The 25856-nt window shown below is 71.6% G+C and carries 23 protein-coding genes; 12 read left to right on the top strand and 11 right to left on the bottom strand.

The genetic code is table 11. The annotated features are described in order from the left end of the window. Positions 1-42 precede the first annotated feature (42 nt). The 3 genes from orn to ACFXMF_RS34725 all read right to left on the bottom strand — a co-directional run bounded on the left by orn (position 43) and on the right by ACFXMF_RS34725 (position 3066). A complete protein-coding gene (gene orn / locus ACFXMF_RS34735; RefSeq protein WP_379991808.1) occupies positions 43-654 on the bottom strand; it encodes an oligoribonuclease in 612 nt (203 codons plus the stop codon). Between the two features lie 4 nt (positions 655-658). Then, positions 659-1954, bottom strand: a complete 1296-nt coding sequence (locus tag ACFXMF_RS34730) for a helix-turn-helix domain-containing protein (RefSeq protein WP_360307693.1) — start codon at positions 1952-1954, stop codon at positions 659-661. Positions 1955-2139: 185 nt separating this feature from the next. Further along, entirely contained in the window at positions 2140-3066 is a 927-nt protein-coding gene (locus ACFXMF_RS34725; protein WP_360307690.1) for a LysR substrate-binding domain-containing protein, read from the bottom strand. Between the two features lie 11 nt (positions 3067-3077). Here ACFXMF_RS34725 and ACFXMF_RS34720 point away from each other — a divergent pair, with 11 nt between their 5' ends. From ACFXMF_RS34720 to ACFXMF_RS34710, 3 genes are all read left to right on the top strand, one after another. Continuing rightward, positions 3078-4190 carry a putative sulfate exporter family transporter gene (locus tag ACFXMF_RS34720; protein ID WP_360307687.1) on the top strand — a complete coding sequence of 371 codons (1113 nt, stop codon included), beginning with the start codon at positions 3078-3080 and terminating at the stop codon, positions 4188-4190. 637 nt (positions 4191-4827) lie between these two features. Next, positions 4828-5325 (top strand): universal stress protein, encoded by a 498-nt coding sequence (locus ACFXMF_RS34715; protein ID WP_020550635.1) that lies wholly within the window; start codon positions 4828-4830, stop codon positions 5323-5325. A gap of 165 nt (positions 5326-5490) precedes the next feature. Then, entirely contained in the window at positions 5491-6687 is a 1197-nt protein-coding gene (locus tag ACFXMF_RS34710) for a MerR family transcriptional regulator (RefSeq protein WP_360307683.1), read from the top strand. Between the two features lie 10 nt (positions 6688-6697). Here ACFXMF_RS34710 and ACFXMF_RS34705 read toward each other — a convergent pair whose 3' ends face one another. Next, a complete protein-coding gene (locus ACFXMF_RS34705) occupies positions 6698-7363 on the bottom strand; it encodes a helix-turn-helix domain-containing protein (RefSeq protein ID WP_360307680.1) in 666 nt (221 codons plus the stop codon). A gap of 176 nt (positions 7364-7539) precedes the next feature. Here ACFXMF_RS34705 and ACFXMF_RS34700 point away from each other — a divergent pair, with 176 nt between their 5' ends. Next, positions 7540-10008, top strand: a complete 2469-nt coding sequence (locus ACFXMF_RS34700) for a glycoside hydrolase family 3 C-terminal domain-containing protein (protein ID WP_360307677.1) — start codon at positions 7540-7542, stop codon at positions 10006-10008. A 136-nt stretch (positions 10009-10144) separates the two neighbouring features. On the opposite strand, the gene ACFXMF_RS34695 is transcribed toward ACFXMF_RS34700, so the two are convergent. Further along, a complete protein-coding gene (locus ACFXMF_RS34695; protein WP_379991807.1) occupies positions 10145-10348 on the bottom strand; it encodes a chaplin family protein in 204 nt (67 codons plus the stop codon). Between the two features lie 214 nt (positions 10349-10562). Here ACFXMF_RS34695 and hemC point away from each other — a divergent pair, with 214 nt between their 5' ends. Then, complete coding sequence (gene hemC, locus ACFXMF_RS34690) at positions 10563-11462, top strand: hydroxymethylbilane synthase (protein WP_379991806.1); 900 nt, start codon at positions 10563-10565, stop codon at positions 11460-11462. Positions 11463-11560: 98 nt separating this feature from the next. Here the strand turns inward: hemC and ACFXMF_RS34685 are convergent, their stop codons facing one another. Beyond that, positions 11561-12034, bottom strand: a complete 474-nt coding sequence (locus ACFXMF_RS34685; protein ID WP_360307668.1) for a hypothetical protein — start codon at positions 12032-12034, stop codon at positions 11561-11563. Between the two features lie 286 nt (positions 12035-12320). Here ACFXMF_RS34685 and ACFXMF_RS34680 point away from each other — a divergent pair, with 286 nt between their 5' ends. After that, positions 12321-12869 carry a hypothetical protein gene (locus ACFXMF_RS34680; RefSeq protein WP_360307665.1) on the top strand — a complete coding sequence of 183 codons (549 nt, stop codon included), beginning with the start codon at positions 12321-12323 and terminating at the stop codon, positions 12867-12869. Positions 12870-12934: 65 nt separating this feature from the next. Here the strand turns inward: ACFXMF_RS34680 and ACFXMF_RS34675 are convergent, their stop codons facing one another. Next, positions 12935-13174 carry a hypothetical protein gene (locus tag ACFXMF_RS34675; protein ID WP_360307662.1) on the bottom strand — a complete coding sequence of 80 codons (240 nt, stop codon included), beginning with the start codon at positions 13172-13174 and terminating at the stop codon, positions 12935-12937. 131 nt (positions 13175-13305) lie between these two features. Between ACFXMF_RS34675 and ACFXMF_RS34670 the strand changes: the two genes are divergently transcribed. After that, a complete protein-coding gene (locus ACFXMF_RS34670) occupies positions 13306-13512 on the top strand; it encodes a hypothetical protein (protein ID WP_360307659.1) in 207 nt (68 codons plus the stop codon). Here the strand turns inward: ACFXMF_RS34670 and ACFXMF_RS34665 are convergent. Next, positions 13503-14666: a nucleoside 2-deoxyribosyltransferase domain-containing protein gene (locus tag ACFXMF_RS34665; protein WP_360307656.1), complete on the bottom strand. Its 1164-nt coding sequence runs from the start codon at positions 14664-14666 to the stop codon at positions 13503-13505. The two genes, ACFXMF_RS34670 and ACFXMF_RS34665, sit on opposite strands and share 10 nt — an antisense overlap. Before the next feature lie 164 nt (positions 14667-14830). On the opposite strand from ACFXMF_RS34665, the gene ACFXMF_RS34660 reads away from it, so the two are divergent. Further along, positions 14831-16498: a serine/threonine-protein kinase gene (locus ACFXMF_RS34660; RefSeq protein ID WP_360307653.1), complete on the top strand. Its 1668-nt coding sequence runs from the start codon at positions 14831-14833 to the stop codon at positions 16496-16498. A gap of 16 nt (positions 16499-16514) precedes the next feature. On the opposite strand, the gene ACFXMF_RS34655 is transcribed toward ACFXMF_RS34660, so the two are convergent. Next, entirely contained in the window at positions 16515-18236 is a 1722-nt protein-coding gene (locus ACFXMF_RS34655; RefSeq protein ID WP_360307650.1) for a class I adenylate-forming enzyme family protein, read from the bottom strand. A 164-nt stretch (positions 18237-18400) separates the two neighbouring features. Here ACFXMF_RS34655 and ACFXMF_RS34650 point away from each other — a divergent pair, with 164 nt between their 5' ends. Both ACFXMF_RS34650 and ACFXMF_RS34645 read left to right on the top strand, forming a co-directional pair. Continuing rightward, positions 18401-19258 (top strand): enoyl-CoA hydratase-related protein, encoded by an 858-nt coding sequence (locus ACFXMF_RS34650; protein WP_360307647.1) that lies wholly within the window; start codon positions 18401-18403, stop codon positions 19256-19258. Positions 19259-19417: 159 nt separating this feature from the next. Continuing rightward, positions 19418-19903: a MarR family transcriptional regulator gene (locus ACFXMF_RS34645; RefSeq protein WP_360307644.1), complete on the top strand. Its 486-nt coding sequence runs from the start codon at positions 19418-19420 to the stop codon at positions 19901-19903. A 70-nt stretch (positions 19904-19973) separates the two neighbouring features. Here ACFXMF_RS34645 and ACFXMF_RS34640 read toward each other — a convergent pair whose 3' ends face one another. Beyond that, a complete protein-coding gene (locus ACFXMF_RS34640) occupies positions 19974-22238 on the bottom strand; it encodes an HD domain-containing protein (RefSeq protein WP_360307641.1) in 2265 nt (754 codons plus the stop codon). 243 nt (positions 22239-22481) lie between these two features. Next, entirely contained in the window at positions 22482-23618 is a 1137-nt protein-coding gene (locus ACFXMF_RS34635; protein ID WP_379991455.1) for a phosphotransferase family protein, read from the bottom strand. A gap of 225 nt (positions 23619-23843) precedes the next feature. On the opposite strand from ACFXMF_RS34635, the gene ACFXMF_RS34630 reads away from it, so the two are divergent. Together ACFXMF_RS34630 and ACFXMF_RS34625 are read left to right on the top strand one after the other, a co-directional pair. After that, positions 23844-24656: a phosphatase PAP2 family protein gene (locus ACFXMF_RS34630; protein ID WP_379991454.1), complete on the top strand. Its 813-nt coding sequence runs from the start codon at positions 23844-23846 to the stop codon at positions 24654-24656. Between the two features lie 277 nt (positions 24657-24933). Continuing rightward, positions 24934-25599 carry an HAD family hydrolase gene (locus tag ACFXMF_RS34625; RefSeq protein ID WP_360307632.1) on the top strand — a complete coding sequence of 222 codons (666 nt, stop codon included), beginning with the start codon at positions 24934-24936 and terminating at the stop codon, positions 25597-25599. Positions 25600-25856 lie beyond the last annotated feature (257 nt).

Genomic DNA, 25856 nt, shown 5'->3' with positions numbered 1-25856 from the left:
GTTTCCGGGCGGCCGGTGCCGCGCCTCGCGCGGCACCGGATCTCAGGCGCGCGCGGCCGGCTTGTGGCCGTACTTGGCCGAGATCGCCTTGGCGGTGTCGCTGTCCGGGCCGGGCTCCGGCACGAAGATCGCCTCGCGGTAGTACCGCAATTCCTCGATGCTCTCGTGGATGTCGGCCAACGCGCGGTGGTTGCCGGCCTTCGGCGGGCTCTGGAAGTAGACCCGCGGATACCAGCGGCGGGCCAGTTCCTTGATCGAGGAGACGTCGATCACCCGGTAGTGCAGGAAGGCTTCCAGGTCGAGCATGTCCCGGGCCAGGAAGCCCCGGTCGGTGCCGATCGAGTTGCCGCACAGCGGTGCCTTGCGGCCGTCCGGGACGTGCTTCTTGATGTAGGCGAGCACCTCGGCCTCGGCCTCGGCGAGGCTGACGCCCGCCTCCAGCTCCTCCAGCAGACCTGAAGCGGTGTGCATTTTGCGCACCACATCGGGCATGCCGGCCAGCGCCTCGGCGGGCGGGCGGATCACGACGTCGACACCGTCGCCCAGGATGTTCAGCTCGGAGTCGGTGACGAGGGCCGCCACCTCCACCAACGCGTCCCGGGACAGGTCGAGTCCGGTCATCTCACAGTCGATCCAGACCAAGCGGTCGTTCATAGGGTCACCCTACGGCCCGGGCACATGCCTCCTCTTCTCCGGTCTCCTCCGGACTGCGGGTGCGGAAGGTCTCCCGGTAGGAGGCCGGCGGGACACCCAGTTGTTTGCGGAAGTGGCCGCGCAGCGCCACCGGCGAGCGGAATCCGCAGCGCCGGGCGATCTCCTCGACCTGGAGATCGGTGGTCTCCAGCAGCCGTTGGGCCTGGAGTACTCGTTGGGTGAGCAGCCATTGCAGCGGGGCGCTGCCGGTGAGCGTGCGAAAGCGTCGATCGAAGGTGCGCCGACTCATGTACGCGCGGGTCGCCAACTGCTCGATGTCGAAGCGGTCGGCGAGGTTCTCCAGCGCCCACGAGATGACGGTGGCCAGCGGGTCGCCGCTGATCTCCTCGGGCAGGGTGAGATCCATGTACTGCGCCTGACCGCCGATCCGGTGGGCCGGCACGACCAGTCGGCGGGCGAGCGCGTTGGCCGCGTCCGGGCCGTGGTCGAGGCGGACCAGGTGCAGGCACAGGTCGATGCCCGCCGCGGTGCCGGCGCTGGTGAGGATGTCACCGTCGTCGACGTACAGCTCGCGGGGGTCGACCCGGACCTTGGGGTAGCGCTTGGCCAGCGCGGGCGCGTACATCCAGTGCGTGGTCGCCGGACGGTCGTCGAGCAGGCCGGCCGCGGCGAGCACGAACGCGCCGCCGCACAGGCCGACGATCCGGGCTCCCTCGCGATGCGCCCGGCGCAGCGCCTCCAGCACGGGCGGCGGCGGCATCCGGGACGGCGAGTGCCACGCGGGCACGATCACGGTGCCGGCCCGGGCGAGGGCGTCGAGGCCGTACGGCGCGATCAGTTCGACGCCGCCGGTGGTACGGAGCGGTCCGGGTTCGGCCGCGCATACCAGTAATCGGTAGTTCGGCACGCCGGCGTCGCGTCGATCCACCCCGAACACCGATATCGGGATGGAACTCTCCAGGATCGGCGAGTTGGCGAACAACAACACCGCGATCGTGTCCGGGCGACGCCGACCGAGCAGCGGGCGCTCGCGCCCCGGGGCCAGGACGCCCTCGGCATCGGGGTCGTACTCGCCGTCGAGGTCGAGGTCGCCGGCCAGGTCGCCCTCGCCGTCGATCGAGTCGCTCTCGGGCGGGGCCTCGGACAGCACGGTGGACGCCGCGACGATCACCACCGCGTCCTGATCGCCGGCCGGGACGGCATCGACGCCGTCGATCGTGGTGAGCTCGGCCGGGTGGTCGGCATCGACCACGCGGGCTCGCCCCCGTCGCCGGTCTTTACGGCTGTCGATCCTGCTCATGGCCCCGATCGCCCCCTTCTCCCCTCACGCCCCAGTAGGTCACAGGCGTCACTCACGTAACCCAAGATCGGAACTTACTCTCTCTTACCTTGTCTATGCATGGTGTTCTCTACGTGACGTTAAGTAGATATGCGTGTTTGTGACGGTGGTCACATCACAGAACTTGTCGACAATGACGCGCGCGGTCAGGTCCCGGGCTGCCGGCGGGCCGCGTGCAGCAGGTGCAGGGCCGCCTCGGGCAGCTCCCGACCACGTGGCCAGACCGCCCGCAGGATGCGATCCATGGCGGGCAGATCGGCCATCGGCACGGCCACCAGACGCCCGTCGGCCAGGTCCTCGCGCACCGCGAGATCGGACAACACCGCCGGCGCGGATCCGGCGATCGCGGCCGAGCGCAGCGGTGCCGTGGCACCCAACTCCAGCGCCGGCACGGCCACTCCGTCGTAGGCGGCCAGCGCCCGCTCCAGCGTCTCCCGGGTGCCCGACCCGGCCTCGCGCAGCAGCAGCGGCGTCGCGGCCAACTCGGCCGCGGCGATCGGGCGCCGCCGCCGGGCCCACGGGTGGGTGGGCGCGACCACCACCACGAGCCGGTCCCGGCCCACCGCCGCCGATTGCAGGTCACGCGGCACCCACGGCCCCTCGACGAAGCCGAGGTCCGCCTCGCCCGCCCGCAACGCCTCGATCACATGCAGGCTGTTGGTCACCTGCAGGCCCACATGCACCCCGGGCACCGCCTCGCGCAGCGCGGTCAGCCAGCCGGGCACCAGGTGCTCGGCCACGGTCAGACTCGCCGCGACCCGCAGCCGGTCCTCCTGCCGGGCCTTGAGCGCGGCGGCGCCCTCGACCAGGGCGTGCGCCTGGTCGAGCACTCCACGCGCCCAGTCGGTGATCACCAGGCCCGCCGCGGTGGGCACCGAGCCGGTGGTGCTGCGCTCCAGCAGCCGCACCCCGAGTCGCCGTTCCAGCGTGCGCATCCGGGCGCTGGCCGAGGGCTGGCTGATCCCGAACCGGCGGGCCGCGCTGCCCAGGCTGCCGCTCTCGGTCACCGCGACGAGCAGTTCGAGGGTGTACAGGTCGGGCAGTCGGTCCGAGGGGCGTGCCGGCGAGGTCATAGCCAAACCCTATGACCTACCAGGCAACCGACCGCTACCCGCGCCGACCCGGCGGGTCGAGGGTGGTGATCATGACCTTGACCGTCGCGCGACGCGCTCACCCCGGACCCCGTTCGGCCGCCACGAAGTCGGCGAAGCCGCGATTGTGGCCGGGGCTGCTCGCCGCCGCGCTCGCGGTGGCCGCGGGTTGGGGCGCCCACCGGTTGTGGCCGCAGTTGCCGATGCTCACCGTCACCGTCGCGCTGGGCATCCTCGCCGCGAACGTGCGCGCCCTGCCCGCCGCGACCGCGCCGGGGCTGGGCTTCGCCGGCCGGCGGCTGATGCGCGCCGGCGTCGTGCTGCTCGGCCTCAAGCTCGCGCTCGGCGACATCGTCGGACTCGGGTTCGCGCCGGTGGCCATGGTGGTCGTGGTGGTCGTGGTGACCTTCTTCGGCACCCGGTGGCTGGGGCGGCGGATCGGCCTGCCCGGCGATCAACCGTTGCTGATCGCGACCGGCTTCGCCATCTGCGGCGCCTCCGCCGTCGCCGCGATGAACGGCGTCAGCGACAGCGACGAGGAGGACGTGGCCACCGCGGTCGCCCTGGTCACGCTGTGCGGGAGCCTGGCCATCGTGGTGCTGCCGCTGCTCCAGGCACCGCTGGGCCTGGACGCGGTGCGGTACGGCGGCTGGGTCGGCGCGAGCGTGCACGACGTCGGCCAGGTGGTCGCGGCCGGTGGTGTGGCCGGGTCGGTCGCGCTGCACACCGCGGTGGTGGTCAAGCTGATGCGGGTGCTGTTGCTCGCGCCGATCGTGGTGGGCACCGGCTACGCGATGCGTCGCCGGGCCGCGCGAGCGGGCGACACCGGGCCCGCGGGGGCTCGGCGGCCGGCGCTGATGCCGCTGTTCGTGGTCGGCTTCCTGGCCATGGTGGTCGTGCGCAGCACCGGTCTGCTGCCGGAGTCGGTGCTGGAGGTCGCGGGCACCGTGCAGGACCTGCTGTTGGCCGCCGCGCTGTTCGGCCTGGGCAGCATGGTCGACCTGAGCAAGCTGGTGCGCACCGGCTGGCGGGCGCTGGCCCTGGGCTTCGCGTCCTGGGCGCTGATCGCCGGCGCGGCCTACGGCGGCGTGCTCCTGACCATGTGAGCGGTGCGGCCGGCCTGTCGACGGCCGAGCCGAAGCCGCCGACAGGCACGCGCGTCCGGAAGTACATCGAACCCGCCGACGGCCCGGCGCGTGACGGGCCGTCAGACAGGTTCGACGTCGGCGCCGCGGCGCGGGTCGGCGTGCGGCAGGGTCGGCGTCCAACCTGCGGATCGCCGCCCGTTTCGACGCGGTCGCCCGGACGCACGGTGTCGTGCTGACCAACGCTCGGGCGGGGCCCGGGGTAACGCCCGTTCCCTCCTGCGGCGTCAGCGCGCCCCCTCGAACGGGCGCCGGGGCCGCCCCGCGGCCGGCCGGAACAGACCCCCGACCGGACCGCCGAGCGACCCCGGGGAGGGCCGGGAATCGACTGCGGCCGGATCACAATCACCCACACGGCCGCCCGGGTCTCCCCATTCACGGTGTTGTCCGGCTAATGTGCGTGTCTCGCCGAGGCTTTGTCGGGGGCGCCATCCCCGTGCGTGGTCCGGCGGATCGCATCAAGCCCCGACCGGCACGCGCCGTGGTGTCTTTTTTGTCCGGGAGAACCCCGGCCGACACTTCGAATGTGCGGGTCGGCGCAGTAATCTGGTACAGGAAGCCCCGAGGCGCCCCTCCACAGCAAAGACGCCCGATTCCCATGGCTGCTTTCGAGTTCAGTGACCTTCCGGACGGCACCCCGTTGCTCCGTCCCGACTCCCCTCATCAGCGCGATCCCGCGTTCCAACACCCCGTCGTCGTCGGTTTCGACGGGTCCGAGTCCAGCGAACGTGCCTTGGCGTACGCGTCCGGCATGGCACGCAGACTCGGTGGTGGGCTGGTGATCGTGCACGTGGCCAACCGCATTCCGGCCACCGTGTGGGCCGGCTGCGAGCCACCGGTCTTCATCGACGTGCCGGACAGCCGCTCCGAGGCCCTGGGCCTGGAACTGGCCTGCGCGGACCACCTCAGCGACGTGCCGTGGATCCTGGTCGAGCGCGGGGGTGACATCTGCCACGAGATCGAGGACGTCGCGCGCGAATTCACCGCCGACGCGATCGTGGTCGGCGGGTCCACCGGGCTGGCCAGCCGGATCTTCGGTTCGGTCGCGTGCCGCCTGGTCAAGCACGCCAAACGGCCGGTCGTGGTGATTCCCTGACGTTGCCGCGTGCCCGGTCCGCAGTGTGTCGAACAGGGCGTCGCCGCCTTGCCACCGCTTTTCCGTGCCTTCCCGCACCTTTGCCACCGAAGTGTGATCGAACCTCGAACACATCTGCATTACGTTGGCCGCGGACACGGGGCACGAGGATCGCGAGGCACGAGGTTGGCGGAGTACCGGATCGAGGACCTCGCCCGCGAGGGGGGCACCACCGTACGCAATGTGCGGGCGTACCAGGATCGCGGGCTGCTGCCGCGGCCGAGGCGCCAGGGGCGGGTGTCCCTGTACGACGACGGGCACCTGGGCCGGCTACGGCTGATCGGGCAGTTGCTGGAGCGCGGCTACAGCCTGGTGAGCATCAAGGAGTTGCTCGACGCGTGGGACGGCGGGCGCAGCCTCGGCGGAGTGCTGGGGCTGGTCGCCGAGGCGAGCGGGCCGTGGAGTGACGAGACGCCGGAGCGGATGACCCGGGCCGAGCTGATCGCGATGTTCGGCGGGCTGTCGGATCCGGTCGCACTCGCCGGGGCGGTGCGGTTGGGCCTGCTCGAACCCGAGGACGACTCGCTGACCGTGTTCCGGGTGCCCAGTCCGCGCGAGCTCGCGGTGGGCGCCGAATTGCACGCGGCCGGCGTACCGGTGACGGCGGTCACCGAGCAGTTGCGGATGTTGCGGGCGGCCATGGAGCACGTGGCCGAGGGGTTCGGGCGGCTGATGGAGTCGCATCTGCTGCCCGCCGACGGCGACGCGGACGAGACGGCGGAGATGATCCGCCGGATGCGACCGCTGGCGCTGCGCGCGGTGGAGGCCGAACTCGCCCGGGCGATGCGCCGCACGGCCGCCCGTCGGCTCGGCGAGGAACTCGGGAAGGTGTTGCGCGAGGAGCCCGAGCCGACCCGGGGCCGGCCGGAGCCGGTCGACGACGAGGAGCCCGCGCTCGATCGGCACCCGTTCATGTCGGACGCGTGGATCGCCGCGGTGTCCCGACTCAGTCGGCTGATCACGCCGGATCCGGAGAAGCGCACGCCGCATCCGGCGATCGTGGACATCGTGGTCAGCGACGTGCCGGATCGGGACGACCCGGCCGAGCTGCACCTGGACTGCTTCCAGGGCCGGGTGCTGGTGCGTCCCGGGTTGTTGCCGGGCCCGGATCTGGTGGTGCACATGGACTACGACACCGCGCGCCGGGTGATCCTGCTCAACGACCGGCACGCGCCGCGCGAGGCACTGGCCGCCGGTCGGATGACCGCGCGCGGTGATCTGTTCGGGCTCACCGTCTTCCGCGAGGCGCTGGCCGGCCTGTCCAACTGGGATCTGGGCGCGGTGTTGCGCGAACTGACCGCGGGCGAGGGTCCGACCGGGTAGGTCCGCCGGGTCAGGCCCGGATGCGGCGCAGCAGGTGTTCCACGTAGTCGCGGAAGAGCGTCGCCATGTCCACGTGTTCGGGGTCGAGCAGCCATTGCAGTTGCAGGCCGTCCATCATCGCGAAGATCTGCGCCGCGATCGCGGCGGGATCGATGTCCGCGCGCAGTTCGCCGGACGCCCGACCGGCCTCCAGCGACGCGGTGACGCCGGTGCGCACCATCGCGTAGCGGTCCTGGGCCCAGCCGTGTGCGGGGTGGTCGGTGGTCACCGCCTCGCCGGTGAGCACGGTGAAGAGCTGGACCAGGCCGGGGATGTTGCGGTTGTGCTCGGCGAGTTCGGTGAGTTTGGCCAGGGCCGCCTCGCCGCCGGGCGGGAGCTCGCCCAGGTCCAGATGTTCCGTGTCCATCCGGTCGCGCAGGTCGAGCACGGCCACCAGCAGTTCCTGCTTGCTGCGGAAGTGGTGCAGCAGGCCGGCCTGGGTCAATTCGGCGCGCTCGGCGATCCGGGCCAGCGAGGTGCCGCGGTAGCCGTTCTCGGCGAATTCCTGGAGCGCGATGTTGAGGATCCGCGTGCGCCGGGCATCGCCGGAGGCGTAGCCGCGACCGCGCGGTCTCGCCGGGGCGGCCCGGGTGCGGGTCGGCGGGTTGGCGGGGGTGTCGTCCGGTCGTGCGTCCATGTGGTCATCCTGCCGTGTCCCGGCGACGATCCGCCGAGGGGTATGTCACGTCCGGATAACAAAGCTACCGTGCCATAGGTTTTTGTGGTTACCGTACGAGCGGATCCTCCGGCGGACTCGATCGGCGGGTCGCCCGGACCACGGGTCCGATCAGGCACGCGAGCGGAAGGCGAACCATGGCGTCTCACCCCACACCCACCGGCAACGAGGCCACCGAGGACGAGCTGCGCGACCTGGTGGCGCGGCTGACCCTGGAGGAGAAGCTCTCGCTGATCGTCGGCGAGGACTTCTGGTCGCTTCCCGAGATCCCGAGCATCGGCCTGCGCAAGCTGCGCGTCTCGGACGGCCCGGTCGGCGTCCGCGGTGTCACCTGGGACGAGCGCGAGACCTCGCTGCTGTTCCCCAGCCCCACGGCGCTCGCCGCCGCCTGGGACCCCGAGGTCACCCGCCGGGCCGGTTTCGTCATGGGCGCGCAGACCCGGGACAAGGACATCCACGTCCTGCTGGCGCCGACCGTGAACCTGCACCGCAGCCCGCTGGGCGGTCGGCACTTCGAGTGCTACTCCGAGGACCCGCTGCTGACCGCGCGGATCGCGACCGCCTTCATCGAGGGCGTGCAGTCCGCCGGTGTCGGGGCCACGATCAAGCACTTCGTCGGCAACGAGACCGAGGACGACCGGATGTCCTACGACTCGCGGATCGACGAGCGCTCGCTGCGCGAGGTCTATCTGGTGCCGTTCGAGGAGGCCGTGCGCACCGGTCGGGTCTGGCTGGTGATGAGTGCGTACAACCGGGTCAACGGCGAGACGATGACCGAGAACTCGCGCCTGGTCGTCGACGTGCTCAAGGACGAGTGGGGCTTCGACGGGGTGGTGATCTCGGACTGGATGGCGGTTCGCTCCACCGAGGCCGCCGCCGCGGGCGGCACCGACGTCGCGATGCCCGGCCCCTCCGAGGTGTGGGGCGCGCCGCTGCTGGCCGCCGTGCGCGAGGGTCGGGTCGCCGAATCGCTGATCGACGAGCGGGTCACCCGGGTCCTGCGGCTGGCCGCCCGGGTGGGCGTGCTGGGCGACCGCACCCCGGCCACGACCACGACCCCCGCGGACGCGGTGGCCACGCTGCGCGCGATCTCGGCGCAGGCGATGGTGCTGCTCGGCAACGACGGCGCGCTCCCGCTCGACCCCGCGGCGCTGTCCCGGGTCGCGCTGATCGGCCCGAACGCGTTGCGGCTGTCGGCGCAGGGTGGCGGCAGTGCGCACGTGAACCCCGAGCACGTGGTCTCGATCCCCGAGGGCCTGCGGGCCGCACTCGGCGAGAACGTCGAACTGACGGTCACCGAGGGCGCGTTCACCCACCGGGCGCTGGCCGACCTGGACCTGGGGACGGCCGCCGACCCGGAGACCGGCGAGCCGGGCCTGCGGGCCGAATTCCTCGACGCGGCAGGCACCGTGCTCTCCTCCGAGCACCGGCTGGGCTCGAACCTGATGTTCTGGCCGGACAACATTCCCGCCGGGGCGGCGGTGATCCGGCTGCGTACGACGATCACCCCGGCCGAATCCGGGACCAACATCCTGGACGTGCGCGGCGCGGGCCGGTTCGAGGTCGGCATCGACGGTGCGACCCGCACCGTGGACATGACGCCGCCCGAGGGCACCGACGTGATCGAGATGATCATGCGTCCCGAGGCCACCCGCATCGAGATCGAGGCGACGGCCGGCACGCCGATCGGGATCCGGGTCGACTTCAGCCAGGGCGAGCAGTTCTACATGGCCGCGCTCGGTCTGGGCTGGGCGAACCCGCGCCGGTCCGAGGAGGCCGAGTTGGCGGCCGCGGTCGAGGCGGCGCGCGCCGCCGATGTCGCCGTGGTCGTGGTCGGCACCACCGACGACATCGAGTCGGAGGGCTTCGACCGCGCGAACCTGGCGCTGCCGGGCCGCTCCGACGAGCTGGTCCGCCGGGTCGCGGCGGTCAACCCGAGGACCGTCGTGGTGGTCAACGCGGGTTCGCCCGTGCTGATGCCGTGGCGGGACGAGGTGGCCGCCGTGTTGTGGGCGTGGTTGCCCGGCCAGGAGGGCGGCGCGGCGCTGGGCGACGTGCTCACCGGCGTGGTGGAGCCGGGTGGCCGGCTGCCCACGACCTACCCGGCGGCCGAGGCCGACGTGCCGGTCTACTCCACGGCCCGGGTGAACGACGACGAGCACCACTACGCGGTGCAGTCCAGCAACATCGGCTACCGCGCCTGGGCCCTGGGCGAGGCGGCGCCGGCGTACCCGTTCGGGCACGGCCTGGGCTACACGACCTGGGCCTACCGGGAGGTCGCGGTCAAGGGCGACGCGAGCGGGGTGCGGGTGGAGATCACCGTGGCCAACACCGGCGAGCGGGCGGGCCGCGAGGTGGTGCAGGTCTACCTGGAGACCGCGGACGGCACGCTGATGGGCCGGGCGGAGCCGATCCGCCTGGTCGGCTTCGCCGCGATCGACGCCGAGGCGGGCGCGCAGGTCACCACCGTCGTGGAGATCGACGCACGCACACTGGCCCGGTGGGACGAGCAGCGCGCGGCGTGGACCACCACGCCGGGCACCTACACGCTGCGCGTCGGCCGTTCCCTGGGCGACCTGCGGCTGAGCGCGGATCTCGCGCTCTGACCGAAAGCGCGGCCGCGTCGGGCCGGGGAGTCACGGCCCCGCCCGGTGCGGCCGTTCGCACGCCCGCCCTCGGGTGGGTCCGGGCGCGGCACGCGCCCCGTGCCGGCCGGCCGAGCGCCCGACCCGCCGCCGAGCGTCAGCAGCGCTGACCGAAGGCCGGGTTGATGACGCCCACCAGGTCGGCCGTGTTGCCGCAGAGGCCGCCCGCCGCGTCGATCGGGTGCGCCCGGACCGTGCGCGTCTCGGTGCCGGCCGGTGCGGCGAGCGCCATGGTCGCGCCGACGACGGGGGTCGCGATGACGGTCGTGCTGACCAACAGGCCGCGGACAATGCGCTGCATGGGGACGGTTCCCTGTCTCGATGCGGACGGTCTCGAACGCCCAGGGGGCGCGAATCGCCAACGCGGCGAACCGCCGGAAGGACACGGGGATTGGGCCGAACGGAAGGGCCGCCCGGCTCCTCCCGACGGGTGCGCGGGTCGGCGTCCCACCTTCGAGGGATCGGACCCGGCCAAAATGCGGTGCCACGCGCGTCGCAGCCTTAGCGTGTCGGCCATGCAGCTCCGCATCGGTACCCGGTCCTCCCCCATGGCCCTCGCCCAGGCTCGGCTCGTCGCCTCCCTGTTGCCCCGGCATCCGCACGAACCCGTCGTCGTCCCGATGTCCACCAGCGGCGACCGCTGGGGCGGCAGCCTCGCCGAACTCGGCGGCAAGGGCGCGTTCGTCAAGGAACTCGACCGCGCACAGCTCGACGGGGAGGTGGACCTGGTCGTGCACTGCCTCAAGGACATGCCCGGCGACGTGCCGCTGCCCGACGGTCTCGCCGTGGCCGCCTACCTGCCCCGGGACGACGTGCACGACTGCGTGGTCGGCGCGCGGTTGGCCGAGCTGCCGCCCGGCGCCCGGGTGGGCACCAGTTCGGTCCGGCGCGCCGCGCAACTGCGGCGCAGCCACCCTCGGTTGACCCCGCTGCCGGTCCGCGGCTCGGCGAACACCCGGCTGGCCAAGCTCGACGCGGGCGAGTTCGACGCGCTGATCCTGGCCGTCGCGGGCCTGGAACGCATCGGCGAAGGACGGCGCATCACCCAGATCCTGACCACCGGTCAGATGTTGCCCGCGGTCGGCGCCGGCGTGCTGGCCCTCCAGTGCCGCAGCGACGATCCGAGCGTCCTGGCCGCCGCGCGGGCCCTGGACGACGCGCCCACCCGGGCCTGTGTCGAGGCCGAGCGGGCCCTGCTGCGCGAGCTGCGCGGCCACTGCCACAGCCCGATCGCCGCCTACTGCACGAACACCGAGGCCGGCCTGATACTGCACGCGGCGGTGTACTCCCCCGACGGCGCACGGCTGCTGGAGGCCACCGACCACGGGGGCGAGCCGGACAAGCTCGGCGTCGTCGTGGCCGGCGACCTGCTGGCCCGGGGTGCCCGCGCGCTGATCGACGCGATCCCGCACTGAGCGCGGGCCCTCCCGGGCCGCGATCGCTCGCGGCCCGGGAGGGCCCGTTCACGCCGGTCGGTCGCGCCCCCGGGCGACTCGGCCGGCGTCGGGTGCGCTCAGGTGTTCAGGCACCTCTGCACGGTGGTCTGCAACTCGGACGGCAGCTTGTTGGTCCGCGCGTACTCCTGGTCGAACGCGTTCATCTGGGCCTGGCTGTACTTGCCCTGGAGTTCGGTCAGCGCGCAGTTGCAGTACTTCGTGTTGTTGTTCGACGTGCTCAGGCACCCGTTGAGGAAGTTCGTCGAGTAGAGCGAGCTCCAGTCGCCGCGGCCCGCCCCGGTCGAGGTCGGCGAGGCCGGCGCCGTGGTGCGCGGGCGCGACGTGGTCGGGCGCTCGGTGGCGGGCGGCGCCGGCGTGTCGTCGTCGGTGGCCCGGCTCGTCGGGGTCTTCCCCGTCGGCGTGGCGTCCGAGCTCGCACCGGTGGTCTTCGGGGCCCCCAGACCCCCGAAACCGCTGTCCCCGTCGCTCCCACACGCCCCGACCGCGCAGGTCAACATCACCGCGATCAGCCCGACTTTGATGGTGCGCATACAGTCCCCCTAAAACGATGTTGGTCGAGACCCTCCTCCCCGGACTTCACCGGTCACAAGGGGATCTTTTCGGCCATTGCGTAATGGTTACGTCGCCGCAACCGTTACGACATCGGGGGGCTTCGCGCCATCGAGGCCGCGGGCTTCGCCCGGGCTTACCTCTCGACAAACATGAGCAAACCGGGCACCAACGTGCCGATCGTCACATTCCATGGCGTTTATTGATCGAATCTGTTCACTATGGATGAGTTGCCTCCCGTCGGACGGCAGAAAGGAACGGCACACCATGACCTTGACGCCCGAGCACGTGGCCGCGCTGCGCGGCCTTGCCGCCGATGTCTCGGCCCTCGGCGCCGACGGCGCCCAGCGGCACCCCGCCTTCGCCGGTTCCGCCGGTTCGATCGCCGACCGCGCGGACGCGCTCGCGAGCGACGCGCCGCCGTTCCACAAGGTCGCCCTGCGCCGGATCGGCGACGCGATGCGCGCGTGCGCCGAATCGCGCGAGGCGGGCGACACCACCCGGGTGGCCACCACCCAGCGCACCGCCGCGCACCTGGCCGACCGGCTCGTGCACGCGCTCGACCGCTACGCCTCGGCCTCGCCGACCGCGACCCCGGCCACCTGCACCCGCTGCAACGAGCCCTACATCGCCCAGCTCATCCCCACCCAGCGGCGCTACCTGTCGCGCATCGACGCCCCCGTGTCCGGCCACGTGTTCAACGCGGCCGGCACCACCTACGTGGTCGAGCGGCACGTGTTGTGCCCGCTCCAGGACGTGGCCGGCCTGTCCGACCTGCCCGAGTTCGAGAACCTGGACGATCTCGACAACGCCTGAGCCCCACCCGCCCGGACCGCGCCGGGCACGCACGAACGAGGCCGGATCCCCGCGGGGGCCCGGCCTCAGTCGTCGCCGTGATCCTTCTTGTCCTTCTTCAGCCGGCGCAGGTACTCACGCGTCCACCCGGTCACCTTGACCACCTCGGACTGTTTGACCCCGGCGGCTATCGCCCGCACCGCCGCCCGTTTGAGCTCCTGACGCGCCTCTTCGTGAGCCTTCTCGGTCCTTCGATACGCCTTCGCGGCCCGGACCAGGCCCTCTCCGGCGGAATCGGGGTGCTGATCGACATCCTTGTGATCCACCCCGTCAGGATGCCATATGGGTCGCCACCTCCGTAGGCCAACACAGTTGACATTTCTTCATACAAGAAGGAAACTGGGGACCGAACCAAAGGTGAACGGAAGGTTAACGTCACCAGTCTCGGAGGAACGACATGCTGAAGACCCTCACCGCCCCGGCCATGTGCACCCGCTGTGGCGAGCCGTACATCGCGGCACTCAGCCCGCGCTCGCTCGTCACCGTCCAGACTCCCGCGTTCCGCGCGCCGGAGATCGTCGGCGGCCGGCTGATGACCATCGACGACACCGTCTGCCTGGTCGAGCGGCACGCCCCCTGCACGGGTCCGGGCAACTACCGCTGATCCTCGGCGGCACCTGCCAACACGGCCGCCAGCATCCCCAGCGTCGACCAGTCGACGCGCCCGCAGCGCAGCAGTTCGCCGTACGTCGTGATCTCGACGTGAGTGCGTTCCCCGTCCCCGGCCACACCATGTGGGCCGGGGTCGCTGCGTAGTACGGCCAGTTCCGCCTCGGTCAGTTCGGCCGAGTAGACGTGCGCGTGATGCGCCGTCAGGGTGCCGGCCAGTTGCCGCGAGCCGTGCGCACGCAACCGCTCGGGCGACAGTGCCAGACCGGTCTCCTGGACCACCTCGGCGCACCCGTCCGCCGCCGTGCGCCCGCTCCCGCCCGGCAGTTCGTGGACGAAGCCGTCCGCGGTACGCGCCGCCGACCGGAACTCGCGCACCAACACCACGGTGCTCGCCGCGAGCGGCTCGGCGCGCCGGTAGAGCACCACCGCGGCCACGTCCGGCCGGCCGAGCACCACCTCGGCGTCCTTGACCCGGCCGGCCTCGGCGGCGATCGCCACCCGCACCCGCGCCGCCCACAACCAGGTGTCCGCGCCGTTGCGCCACACCCACGCGATCCGGCCGCCGAGCAGCGTGTTGCCCGCCGCCCGCTGGGCCGCGTACCAATCCTCGAAGGCCCGGGTCAGCCACACGTTCAGCGGGATGTCCCGCTCGCCGTCCGTGCGCGGCGCGCCGACTCCGAGCCCCTCCAGCACGGTGTCCACCGTCTCGGGCAGCGTGTCGCGAACCGGCACGTCGTGGCCGAGCGCGTAGGCCCGCTGATAACGCACCTGCGGTGCGTCCGGCGGGGTGCCCAGCACCGCGCGACCCGAGTCCTTGAGCCATCCCCACTCGTCGTTGGTGGTCAGCCCGGGCAGATCGCGCAGATCGCGCGGGATCCAGAACAACACCCGGTCGCTGCGGTCCAGGTTGCGCAACTCCCAGTCCCGCTGCACCCGATGCGTGGGCCAGGACCGCCCCACGCCGGGCTCGGGCACGAACACCACCAACCGGCCCGGCCCGCGCCACCGCTCCCGAAGCAGCTTCAGCGCCGCCGGACGCCAGGAGGCCACGTGCGCCGCCCGGGGGGTGGGCCCGGCCAGGAAGACGCTCGCGTCCCATGCCGTCGGGGGCTCGTCGGGCGAGTTCACCACCACGATCTCGGTCATGGCCTCGACAGTAGCGGTCGTCACCGCAGGTGATCGAAGGTCTCGGCGAGCCCCGTGCGGCCGACCCGATCCGCGTCCGAGTGGTGATGTCGCATACCGTTCCCCGCACGCACGCTGCTACGAAAGAATCACATCCATACGGCGCGTACGGGGAGGCGTTTGCGGTGGCTCAGTTGTGGCTTGGCAGCCGATACCGGCTGGACAAGAGGCTGGGCTCGGGAGGCAACGCGACCGTGTGGCGGGCCTGGGACCAGAAGATGCAACGGTTCGTCGCGGTCAAGGTGCTCAAGGAGTCGTTCGGGGCGTCCAACAACAACGTGGACCGATTCGGCCGGGAGGCGATCATCGTCGGCGGGCTGTCCTCGCCGAACATCATCGTCGTGCACGACCAGGGCCGGAAGGCGGTCGTGGAACACCGCACCGCTCCCGGGGCGACCGGGGCGACCGAGTCGGAGCCGGGCGATCACGAACGGCTCGATCCCGCGACCCGGGTGTTCACCCACGAGGCCGAGACGGTGCACCACGACGCGCAGATCACCTCCGCGCTCGGCCCGGGACCGGGCGACCTGCGCCGGACCGACGGCAAGGTCATGTACCTGGCGATGGAGCTGATCACCGGTCGCTCGATGGCCCAGCTCGTCGCGGACGGCGCGTGGTTGCCCCTGGGGCATGTGGTCGGCTGGGGGATCCAACTCTGCGACGGCCTGGACGTGGCGCACGCGGGCGGCGTGCTGCATCGCGACATCAAGCCCGCGAACGTCATGGTGACCTCGCGCGGCGTGGTCAAGGTGCTCGACTTCGGCATAGCGCGCTACATGGAGAAGGTTTCCTCGCGCGCGGGCATCACGATGCCCGGCAGCATGATCGGCACACCCGCCTACATGTCGCCCGAGCAGATCCTCGGCGGTCGCATCGACGGCCGGGCCGACCTGTACAGCGTCGGCTGCGTGCTGCACGAGTTGTTGACCGGTGCGCCGCCGTTCGGCCTGGATCGGCCGCATTCGATGATGACCGCCCACCTGCAGCGGCCGCCCGAGTCGGTCCGCAACACCCGGCTGGAGGTGCCCGAGGACCTGGCCGCGCTCGTGCTCGCGCTGCTCGCCAAACGACCGGAGAACCGCCCGGCGAGTGCGGCCGAGGTGCGCGATCGACTGTTGGAGCTGTCGGTCGTACCACCGCGCAACCTCGCGCCGCAGCCGTGGGGGATACCGGCCTCGGACCCGATCGCGTCGATGGATCCGCAGCCGACCCAGGACCTGCCGGTCCGGCTGGTCTCCGAGACGACCGACTCGCGCCCGGTCCGCGCGAGCGATTCGCTGCAGGTGTTGCGGGCCGAACTCGGGCAGCGCATGCGCGCGTTCGGCGTGGACCACCCGGATACCCTGCTGCTGCGCGAGCAGTTGGCCGCGCGGCTGGGCAAGGACGGGGACCCGCTCGCGGCGATCACGCTGCTGCGCGGGGTGATCTCCGACGGCGGGCGGTTGCGCGGCGCGCTGTCCCCGGACACGCTGCGGGCCCGGCGGGCGCTGGCGCACTGGACCGGGGAGGCGGGCCGGCCGGCCGAGGCGGCGCAGTTGTTGAAGAACCTGCTCCAGGACCAGGTCCACGTGCTGGGCACCGACCACCTGGAAACCCTGCGGGTGCGCCGCGAACGGGCTCGCCGGGACGGCGAGGCGGGCAACTTCGTCGGCGCGGTGCTGCACCTGCGTGCGCTCGTCCCGGACGTGATCCGGGTGCTGGGCCCCAATCACGAGCTGGTCATCGAGGTCTGGGACGACCTCACCTACTGGGAGCACCGCCTCGACGGCTACGGCTTCCGGGACGAGGCGTGAGGCAACGCGCTTGGCGTCACAGGGTCAGCATGTCCCGCAGTTCGCGCTTGAGTACCTTGCCCACCGCGTTCCGCGGCAGCGCCCGCTCGGTGAATCGCACCAGCGTGGGCACCTTGAACGCGGCGAGCCGGCGCGCCACGTGCCCGCGCAGTTCGGCCGCGGTGACCGCGCCCGCCACGTGCAGCCGGACCACGGCGGCCACCTCCTCGCCCAGATCGTGGTGCGGCACCCCGACCACCGCGACGTCGGCGATGGCCGGATGCTCGAACAGGACCGCCTCGACCTCGGCCGAGTAGACGTTCTCGCCGCCGCGGATGATCACGTCCTTGAGCCGGTCCACCACGTACAACAGGCCCTCGGCGTCGACGTAGCCCAGGTCCCCGGTGCGGAACCACCCGTCCGGGAACGCCTCCTCGCTCTCCCGCGGTCGGTTCCAGTAGCCGCGCACCACCTGCGGGCCGCGGAAGCGGATCTCCCCGGTTTGCCCGGTCGGCAACTCCTGGCCGGTCAGCGGATCGGCCACCCGCAGATCCACCGTGGGCACCGGCCGGCCGACGCTGTCCGGATTGGCGTGGTAGTCGTCGCCCGAATTCGCCACCACCACGCACGTGGTCTCGGTCATCCCGTAGGCGTTCAACGGCACGATGGGGTTGCCGGACATGGCGCCCACCCGCCCGACCAGGTCCGGCGGCACCGGCGAGCCGCCCGTCCCCAGGCTGGTCAGGCTGGACAGGTCGCGCCCGGCCCGCAGCGGTGATTCGACCAGCCGGCGCAGCAGCGTGGGCACCATGTTGGCGGTGGTGATGCGCTCGGTCTCGATCAACTCCAGCGCCGTGGCGGTGTCCCAGTGGTGCAGCAGACACAGCTTGGCGCCCTGCGCGGCACCGATGTACAGCCCGGCCAGTCCGGCGATGTGGAAGAACGGGTAGACCTGCAGATTGCTCGGCGTCGGCAGCCCCGCGCCCGATTCCTCGAACACGGCCGGCCCCTTGGCCAACTCGGCGGTGGGCAGGCCCAGTCGGGCCAGCCCGATGGCCTTCACGAGCTGCATCGTGTGCAGGTTGGTGGTGTGGTTGTGGTGCGTGGCCACCGCGCCCTTGGGCCTCCCGGTGGTGCCGGAGGTGTACAGGATGGTCGCGTCGTCGAACGGCTGCGGCCCCTGCGCCGGCAGCGCGCACTCGCCGGTGAAGGTGCGCAGCAGCGCGGACAGGTCCCGCTCGCCCGCGACCGGCGGCTCCTCGGGACGGACCACCAGCACCTCGGGCGCCGTGCTCGGATCCAGGTGCCCGCGGATCAGCTCGGCCCGTTCGCCGTCGCAGATCAGCACCGTGCTGCCGGAGTCCTCGACGGCGTACCGAAGCTCGTCGGCGGTCCACCACGCGTTGAGCGGCACCGCGACCGCGCCCATCACCTGGGTCGCCCAGAACGCGAGCGGCCATTCGAGGTGGTTGCGCATCGCGATGGCCACCCGGTCGCCGCGCCGCACACCGCACTCGACGGCCAGGAACCGGGCCAGGTGGGCGACCAGTCGATGCTGCTCGGCGTAGTCGATCCGCTCGCCGTCGGCGACCAGCGCGTCCCGGGTCCCGTACGCCGCCAGGTCCTCGAAGACCGCGCGCAGCGTCGGCGGGGCCTTGCTCAGGACCCGCCAGGGGATGCCGTCGTGGACGACCCTCTCGATCGCGTAGGCCGATTCGGGTCCGGTGAGTTCGGCCAGGGCCTGTGTCCGATCCAGCATCCGGTGGGTCCACCTCCTGCACGCTGCGCGCGACTGGTACCGGGGTAGGAGCCCATCAAAGCTAGTGCGGAGATCGCACTGCGGGAACCCTGGCAATCGACATGATCACCCGGCAGGGTGGCCGAACGGGTACCACCGGCACGTGCGCCAACCGGGGAGCTTGCGTGGACTACGAGCAGATCTCGACGTCGGTCGAGGACAACGTGCTGACCGTGACGCTGGACCGGCCGGAGCGGCTGAACGCGTACACCCACCGGATGCGGCAGGAGATCTCGCACGCGTTGGACCGGGCGGACGCGGACGACGAGGTCCGCGTGGTGGTGTTCACCGGAAGCGGGCGGGCCTTTTGCGCGGGAGCGGACCTGGAGCTGGGCGCCGACTCGTTCGACCCGGGCGTACACGCGCGCCGATTCGAGGACGCGGTGGACGACGCGGACGCGTTCCGCGACGACGGCGGGCGACTGGTGTTGCGGATGTACCGCTCGAAGAAGCCGCTGATCGCGGCGATCAACGGTCCGGCGGTGGGCGTGGGCGCGACCATGACGCTGCCGATGGACATCCGGATCGCCTCCTCGGCCGCCCGGTTCGGCTTCGTCTTCGCCCGGCGCGGGATCACCCCCGACGGGTGTTCGACCTGGTTCCTGCCGCGGGTGGTGGGTCTGGATCGGGCCCTCGAATGGTGCTTCACCGGCCGGGTCTTCGACGCGGCGGAGGCGAAGGAGGCCGGCCTGATCCGCGAGGCGGTGCCGCCGGAGGACCTGCTCCCGCGTGCTCGCGAGGTGGCCCGCACGATCGCGGAGAACACCCCGGCGGTGGCCATCGCCCTGACCCGGCGGTTGTTGTGGGGCATGCAGACCGTCCCCGACCCGGAAACCGCCCACCTGCACGAGTCCCGCGCGCTGCACTGGACCGGCGGCTCGGCCGACGTCCGGGAGGGTGTGCAAGCCTTCCTGGAAAAACGCCGGCCCGACTTCCCTCTCCGGGTCGGCACCGACCTCCCGGACCTGCCCGGCCTGCCCTGACCGCGCGCGGTGCACCCGCCGGTTTGGGGCCGCCCGGGGTGTGTTCGGGGGTGTGTCGGTGGCCGCACTCGGATGGCCCTTACAGCTTGTTGTGTTTTGCAACTGTTTCGGGCACTCTTGGCGCACATTCAGGGCGCGTGGCGGTTGAGGAGCAAGGCGATGTCGGAGAGCGTTGAGCGGCGAGTGGTCCGTGAGGTCGGTGCGGCCACCCGGCTGATTCGGCTGTTGATGGCTCCCCCGTTGCAGGCGGCGGGGATCACCCAGGCGGAATACCACCTGCTGGCCCACCTGGAGGAACGCGGCACCTCCACCGGCAAGGAACTCGCCTGCCGGCTGAGCCTGGACAAGACCACCATCAGCCGACAGCTCACCGCGCTCGAGGAGGCCCGGCTGATCACCCGGACCACCGATCCCGGCAACCGCCGGTCGCACCTGATCACCCTCACCGACGCCGGCCACCTGCGGCTGGCCGACGCCCGCCAACGCAGCCTCGCGGTGATGGCGGAACGGTTCGCCTCCTGGCCCGAGGAGGAACTGGGCGCCCTCGCCGACCACCTGGCCCGGTTCAACGACATCCTGCGCGGCGACACGGCCGAACCCGCCGCACCGGGACGGCGGGAACAGCACCAACAACCGCAGCAGTAGTCGGGCCGCCCGGACGGACGGCCCGCCCTGGGCTCTGCCGGTCGGGCGGCGCGGCCCCACCGGACCGGGCCTAGTTGTCCGCCACCCTGGGGTGCACCCGCGGACGGGCCCGGTATACGTCGTAGACGCCCTGGACTCGGCGCAGCGCCCGCAACAGTTTCGGCAGCGTCGCGAGGTCGGCCAGGCGGATCGTGTAGGTCTGGCGTACGCGCATCTGCTGCGGCGGCGCGATCGAGGCCGAGGTGATGTCGGCGCCCTCCGCGTCGATCGCGGCGGTCACGTCGGCGAGCAGCCGGGGGCGGTCCAGGGCCTCGATCTGCACGGTGACCCGGTAGCCCTGGTCGGCCTGGTGCGGCAGCCACGACGCGGCGACCACGTCGCGGCCCGCGCGGCGCATCTGTTGCACGTTGGTGCAGTCGGCCCGGTGGACCGCGACGGTGCCGCCGCGGATCACGAAGCCGGCGAGTTCGTCCGGCGGGACCGGGGTGCAGCAGCGGGCCAGTCGCACCGGCGCTCCGGGCGATCCCGGCACGCTGACCACGGCCTCGCCGGGGTCGGACAGTGGGCGCCTGGTCCGTACCGGGGCCTGCGCGGCGTCGCCGGGGGGCCCGGCCGGGGCCGGGACGGTCGCGGGTGCGCTCTGGGCGGCCTCGCCGGCGGCGGCCAGATTGCCCAGCGGCGGGGCCAGCAGGGGGTCGATCCGACCCTCCAGGCCCTGCGGGTACTTGGCCAGCCAGGCTTCGATCGCGACTCGGGCCAGCGGGCTGCGGACGAACGAGAGCCATTCCTTGGACGGTGCCGCGGCGCCGGGCGGGGCGGTGATGATGGACACCGTCTCGCCGTCCGCCAGGACGGAACTCAGGGCCACCAGGCGGCCGTTGATCTGCGCGCCGATACATCGGTGGCCGGTCTGCTCGTCGATCGCATAGGCCGCGTCCACACACGTGGACCCGGCGGGCAGGGTGAGCGGGCGGCCACCGGGGGTGAACACCAGGAGCTCGCGGTCCGCCGACAGGTCGGCGGTCAGCGAGCTCCAGAAGACGTGCGCGTCCGGGATGCCGCCCTGCCACGCGAGCAGTCGGTGCAGCCACGCGAGCTGCTCGGGGGCATCCGGCCCGGTGTCCGGTTTGCCGGTGTGCGCGACCACGCCGAACTCGGCCAGGCGATGCATGCGCCGGGTACGGATGAGCACCTCGACCTTGTCGCCCTCGGGCAGCGTGATCGCGGTGTGCAGCGACTGGTAGAGGTTGAACTTGGGGGTGGCGATGTAGTCCTTGAACTCGCCCGCGATCGGCGACCAGCAGGTGTGCAGTACGCCGAGCGCGCCGTAACAGTCGGTGTCCGCGTCCACCACGATCATCAGCCGGGAGAGGTCGAACGGACCCAGTTCCTCGCGCCCGCGCCGCTTTTGTACTCGGCGTACGGATACGTGGTGCCGCGCGCGCGGCGATACCTCCGCCTCGATCCCGGCATCGCGCAGCGCGCGTTTGACGGTCGTGCACAGCTTGGACACGGCCTCGTCGGTGGCCGCCTGGCTCGCGCCGACGGTGCGCGCGGTCGCGGCGTGCTCCTCGGGCCGGAGCGTGGCGAAGACGATGTCCTCCAGCTCCGACTTGAGCACGTGGATGCCCAACCGCTCAGCGAGCGGGATGAACACCTCCTGCGTGGCCTCGGCGGTGCGGATCTGGCTGGCCCGGCGGCGATATCGGATCGTGCGCATGTTGTGCAGCCGGTCGGCCAGCTTGATCACCGTCACCCGCAGGTCCCGGCCGGTGGCCACGATGATCTTGCGCATCGTCTCGGCCTCGGCCCGGTCGCCCAGGTCGACCCGCTCCAGCTTGGTCACCCCGTCGACCAGGTGCGTGACGTCGTCGCCGAACGCCGCGCGGACCTCTTCCAGGGTCAGGTCGGTGTCCTCGACGGTGTCGTGCAGCAGCGCCGCGACCAGCGTCGTGCTGTCCGCGCCCAGCTCGGCCAGGATGGTGGCCACCGCGAGCGGGTGGGTGATGTACGGCTCGCCGCTCTTGCGCATTTGCCCGCGATGGGACAACTCCGCGACCGCGTACGCCTCCTGAATGGCCGTCACGTCAGCCTTCGGGTGGTGCACCCGATGCACCTGGAGCAGCGGTTCGACCGCGTCCGGCGTGCGTCGGCGGCTTCCGGTGAGGAAGGTGACCGCGGCCAGACCCAGTCGTTGGATGGGTTGTTGGACAGGCCGGCGGGAGAGTCGTCCGACGCGGTCGGACATGCTCCGGCTCGGAACGTCACCCTCGGCTCGCGGCGCACCCTTGGGCACACCCGCACCGGCCGGCGGGTCGAGTCCCCCGATCGTCATGCGGCACCTCCGGCAGCTACCCCCGGAGTCGCCCCCGGTGATTCATGCTACCGACAACAACACGGACCGTGTCCGCGTGATGTCGCCCGTCACACACGATCACCCGCACGGATCACGGCGCCCGTTTCGGATGATGGTGAAGAGGCCAGCCTAACCCCTCGGGATCTTGTCCGGGTGCGCACCCGCCGGGCTCGGGGGGCGCACCCGGCGCGCGACGGGTGTGCGGGTCGCGATGGCCGGGCGTCAGTTCCCGTCGGCGCGCTCCCAGTAGGTGCCGGCGATCATCGCCTCGATCAGGCCGCGGTGCAGCACCGTCTCGTCCAGGTCGGCCGGTTGCTCACGCTCGCCGAAGTGCCATTGACGGTGCGCGATGCGGGCCATCACCACACCGTGCCGCACCGCCGCGTACATCTCGAAGTACCGCATGTCGCGCGGTGCGTAACCGGTGAGCTTCTCGTATTGGGCGCACACGTCCTCGGTGCGCATGAGGTCGGGCAGGCCCGGCATCCCGTAGCGGGTGGCGATGTCCTGGAAGAACGCGTGGATGAAGATCATCCAGGCGATGTCCAGCTCGCGCGGGCCGACGGCGGCCATCTCCCAGTCCAGGACCGCGGTCGGCTCGAAGTCCACGTACAGGATGTTGCCGATCCGTGCGTCGCCCCAGCTGATCACGTCCGGGCCGACCTCGGCCGGGAAGTTGTCCTCCAGCCAGGCGAACGCACGGTCCAGGAGCGGGACGCGCTGCCCCTCGATGCCCCACTCGTAGAACGCGCGCAGGTCGTCCAGATGCCGGCGCAGCGCGGTCTCCCCGGCACCGTCGTACTGGAGGAAGGCCAGTTCCTCGGGAGTCACGGCGATTTCGTGGATCGCGGCGACGACGGCGACGGACTCCTCCTGGAGCCGGCGGCGCTGCTCGGGCGTGGCCGCGAGCATCCAGCCGTCGATCGTGTACGGCATCACGTCCGGCGGCGCGGCGCCCTCGGCCCGGCGCATCACGAAGAACGGGGCGCCGAGCGGACCCTCGTCCGGCTCGTTCCACAGCAGCGCGGGCACCGGGATCGAACAACGCTCGCCGACCAGGGTCAGTACCGCGTACTGCTTGTCCAGGTCGTAGGTCGGGAAGACCGGCTTGGCGTCCATCGACGGCCGCATCCGCACCACGCAGCGCTCGGTGCGGCGCTCGCCGGCCACGGTCCAGGTCGCGTCGAACAGCAGCGTCTCGCTGGACATGCCGTTGCCGGAGGGGGCCTTGAGCTCGGAGATCTCCGGCGCCGCGCCCTCGGGCAGGCGGCCGGTCAACCAGGCGAGCAGTTGATCGTGCACCGTCGCCAGGTCCCGCGTACTCGTCTGCGGACGGGTGACCTCGTCGGAGTCGGACACGACAACCTCCGGTATCCATGTCGCAAGGTGCGACCGGCGCGGCCGGGCGTCCCTGCCGACGTCCGGTCCCCGCCCTGTTGTCGGCGGCTGCCCTGCCCCGCCACAAAAGTGAAACACGTTCTATCATGTGTGACACGTGTCATCAATGGCCGCGAGAGCGGGCATCGGCCGGGATCCCTCGGACGCGGTGCCGGGCTCGGGCAACGGGTGTTGCAGACTGGACGGATGCCCTCAACCCCCACCACGGTCCGCCGGCGCCCGCGCTGGTGGACCGAGTTGCTGCTGATCGCGGTGCTGTACGAGGCGTACTCGCTCAGTCGGCTCGTGGTCCGCGGCGACGTGGACGCCGCGATGCGCAACGCCGAGCGAATACTGCACGTCGAATCGCTCACCCACCTCGATCCCGAACGGCTGCTCAACCAGGTCGTCACCAACCACGTGTTCATCGGCGTGGTCTGCGACTACGCGTACGCGACGCTGCACTACGTGGTGACCCCGCTGGTGCTGTTCTGGCTGTGGCGGTCCCGACCGGAGCGCTACCGGGGCGCGCGCACCACGCTGGCGATCGCGACCGTGGTCTCGCTGGCGGGCTTCATGCTCTTCCCGACCGCGCCGCCGCGGATGATCGACGGCTTCACCGACACCATGGCGCACTTCGCGTCCTGGGGCTGGTGGGGCGAGGGCGCGAGTGCGCCGCGCGGCATGGAGCACATGACCAACGAGTACGCGGCGATGCCGTCCCTGCACGTCGGCTGGGCCGCGTGGTGCGGGTGGCAGTTGTGGCGGCACGGTCGCGGTCGGGGGCTGCGGGTCCTGGGCGTGCTGTACCCGCTCTTCGTGGTCGTGGTGGTGTTGGGCACCGCGAACCACTACCTCGCGGACGTGGTCGCGGGACTCGCGGTGATGGGGCTGGGCGCGCTCGCGTCGCCGTGGGTCCTGCGCGGCGCGGACCGGGTACGCAACGGGGTGGCGATGCGCCGAGCGGGGTCGGAAAAGTCTGTTCAACCGATCGAGGTCGATCAAAGAAACGCCGCTTGATCACGCCGAATCGCGATCGAAAAACGATTTCGATCAAGATCGGCCGGATACGACTTCCGAACGTCGCTTGCCTCCCAGGCAAGCGGTACCTTCTGGGTGTTCCCGCGCCCGGCAACGGCAAGGATTCCGTCATCGGGCACATGCCGATCGGACAATCCGCCACAACGGCGGACGAACCCGGTCGGGCTCGGCCTGACAGGCCCGGACCCCGCATGGTGGACGGAGGGTACGGCGAACCGGAGACGGGGCCGGCAGGCGACGACAGCGGGGAGCGGTAATGCGAATCAGCGCCGTGGTGTTCGACGTGGGCGAGACCCTGGTCGACGAAACGCGGGAATACGGCACGTGGGCCGACTGGCTCGGAGTGCCCCGACACACGTTCGCGGCCACCTTCGGGGCGGTGATCGCGCAGGGCCTCGACTATCGCGAGGTGTTCCAGCGCTTTCGGCCCGGCTTCGATCTGACCGCGGAACGAGCCGCGCGCACCGCGGCGGGCTTTCCCGAATGGTTCGGCGAGGAAGACCTCTACGCCGACACCCGACCGTGCCTGAAGGCCCTGCGCGACCAGCGCCTGTGGCTCGGCGTGGTCGGCAATCAGACCGTGAACGCGGGCGTCATCCTGCGCGGCCTCGACCTGGGCGTGGACCTGCTCGCGACCTCCGACGACTGGGGCATCAGCAAGCCCGAGCCCGCCTTCTTCGAGCGCCTCGTGGCCGAGTGCCCGTGCCCCGCCGAGGAGATCCTCTACGTCGGCGACCGCCTCGACAACGACGTCCGCCCGGCCCACCTCACCGGCCTCCGCACCGCCCACGTCCGCCGCGGCCCCTGGGGCTACCTCACCGCCGACGACCCCGAACTCCTCGCGGTCACCGACCTACGCCTGGAATCCCTCGGCGAACTCCCCGCCGCAGTAGCCCGCATCAACGGCATCACGGAACCGTGACCGGCCACCCCAACACAAACCGGCCGGGCAACAAACCAACGAGCCCGGCCGGCCCGACAGACTCCACCCCGACCGGCACCTGCGGCCAACCCACTCAACCTCGCCGACGCCCGAGGCCACACAGCCCGGCCGACGCTTGAGGCCAACCAGCCTCGCCGGCGCATGAGGCAAATCAGCCCGGCCGGCGCTTGAGGCCACTCAGCCTCGCCGGCGCTTGAGGCAAACCAAACCGGACCTGTCGATTGTACACATCAGAC

Source organism: Embleya sp. NPDC059213 (genome assembly GCF_042754445.1).
In the GTDB taxonomy this organism is placed as follows: Bacteria; Actinomycetota; Actinomycetes; order Streptomycetales; family Streptomycetaceae; genus Embleya.
Note: the sequence above shows the minus strand (reverse complement) of the source record. Positions and strands in the feature narration are given on the sequence as shown.

Coding starts and splice junctions, on each gene's coding strand:
- orn (WP_379991808.1), bottom strand. CDS start 654: ATGAACGACCGCTTGGTCTGGATCGACTGTGAGATGACCGGACTCGAC.
- ACFXMF_RS34730 (WP_360307693.1), bottom strand. CDS start 1,954: ATGAGCAGGATCGACAGCCGTAAAGACCGGCGACGGGGGCGAGCCCGC.
- ACFXMF_RS34725 (WP_360307690.1), bottom strand. CDS start 3,066: ATGACCTCGCCGGCACGCCCCTCGGACCGACTGCCCGACCTGTACACC.
- ACFXMF_RS34720 (WP_360307687.1), top strand. CDS start 3,078: ATGACCTACCAGGCAACCGACCGCTACCCGCGCCGACCCGGCGGGTCG.
- ACFXMF_RS34715 (WP_020550635.1), top strand. CDS start 4,828: ATGGCTGCTTTCGAGTTCAGTGACCTTCCGGACGGCACCCCGTTGCTC.
- ACFXMF_RS34705 (WP_360307680.1), bottom strand. CDS start 7,363: ATGGACGCACGACCGGACGACACCCCCGCCAACCCGCCGACCCGCACC.
- ACFXMF_RS34700 (WP_360307677.1), top strand. CDS start 7,540: ATGGCGTCTCACCCCACACCCACCGGCAACGAGGCCACCGAGGACGAG.
- ACFXMF_RS34695 (WP_379991807.1), bottom strand. CDS start 10,348: ATGCAGCGCATTGTCCGCGGCCTGTTGGTCAGCACGACCGTCATCGCG.
- hemC (WP_379991806.1), top strand. CDS start 10,563: ATGCAGCTCCGCATCGGTACCCGGTCCTCCCCCATGGCCCTCGCCCAG.
- ACFXMF_RS34685 (WP_360307668.1), bottom strand. CDS start 12,034: ATGCGCACCATCAAAGTCGGGCTGATCGCGGTGATGTTGACCTGCGCG.
- ACFXMF_RS34680 (WP_360307665.1), top strand. CDS start 12,321: ATGACCTTGACGCCCGAGCACGTGGCCGCGCTGCGCGGCCTTGCCGCC.
- ACFXMF_RS34670 (WP_360307659.1), top strand. CDS start 13,306: ATGCTGAAGACCCTCACCGCCCCGGCCATGTGCACCCGCTGTGGCGAG.
- ACFXMF_RS34665 (WP_360307656.1), bottom strand. CDS start 14,666: ATGACCGAGATCGTGGTGGTGAACTCGCCCGACGAGCCCCCGACGGCA.
- ACFXMF_RS34655 (WP_360307650.1), bottom strand. CDS start 18,236: ATGCTGGATCGGACACAGGCCCTGGCCGAACTCACCGGACCCGAATCG.
- ACFXMF_RS34645 (WP_360307644.1), top strand. CDS start 19,418: ATGTCGGAGAGCGTTGAGCGGCGAGTGGTCCGTGAGGTCGGTGCGGCC.
- ACFXMF_RS34640 (WP_360307641.1), bottom strand. CDS start 22,238: ATGACGATCGGGGGACTCGACCCGCCGGCCGGTGCGGGTGTGCCCAAG.
- ACFXMF_RS34630 (WP_379991454.1), top strand. CDS start 23,844: ATGCCCTCAACCCCCACCACGGTCCGCCGGCGCCCGCGCTGGTGGACC.
- ACFXMF_RS34625 (WP_360307632.1), top strand. CDS start 24,934: ATGCGAATCAGCGCCGTGGTGTTCGACGTGGGCGAGACCCTGGTCGAC.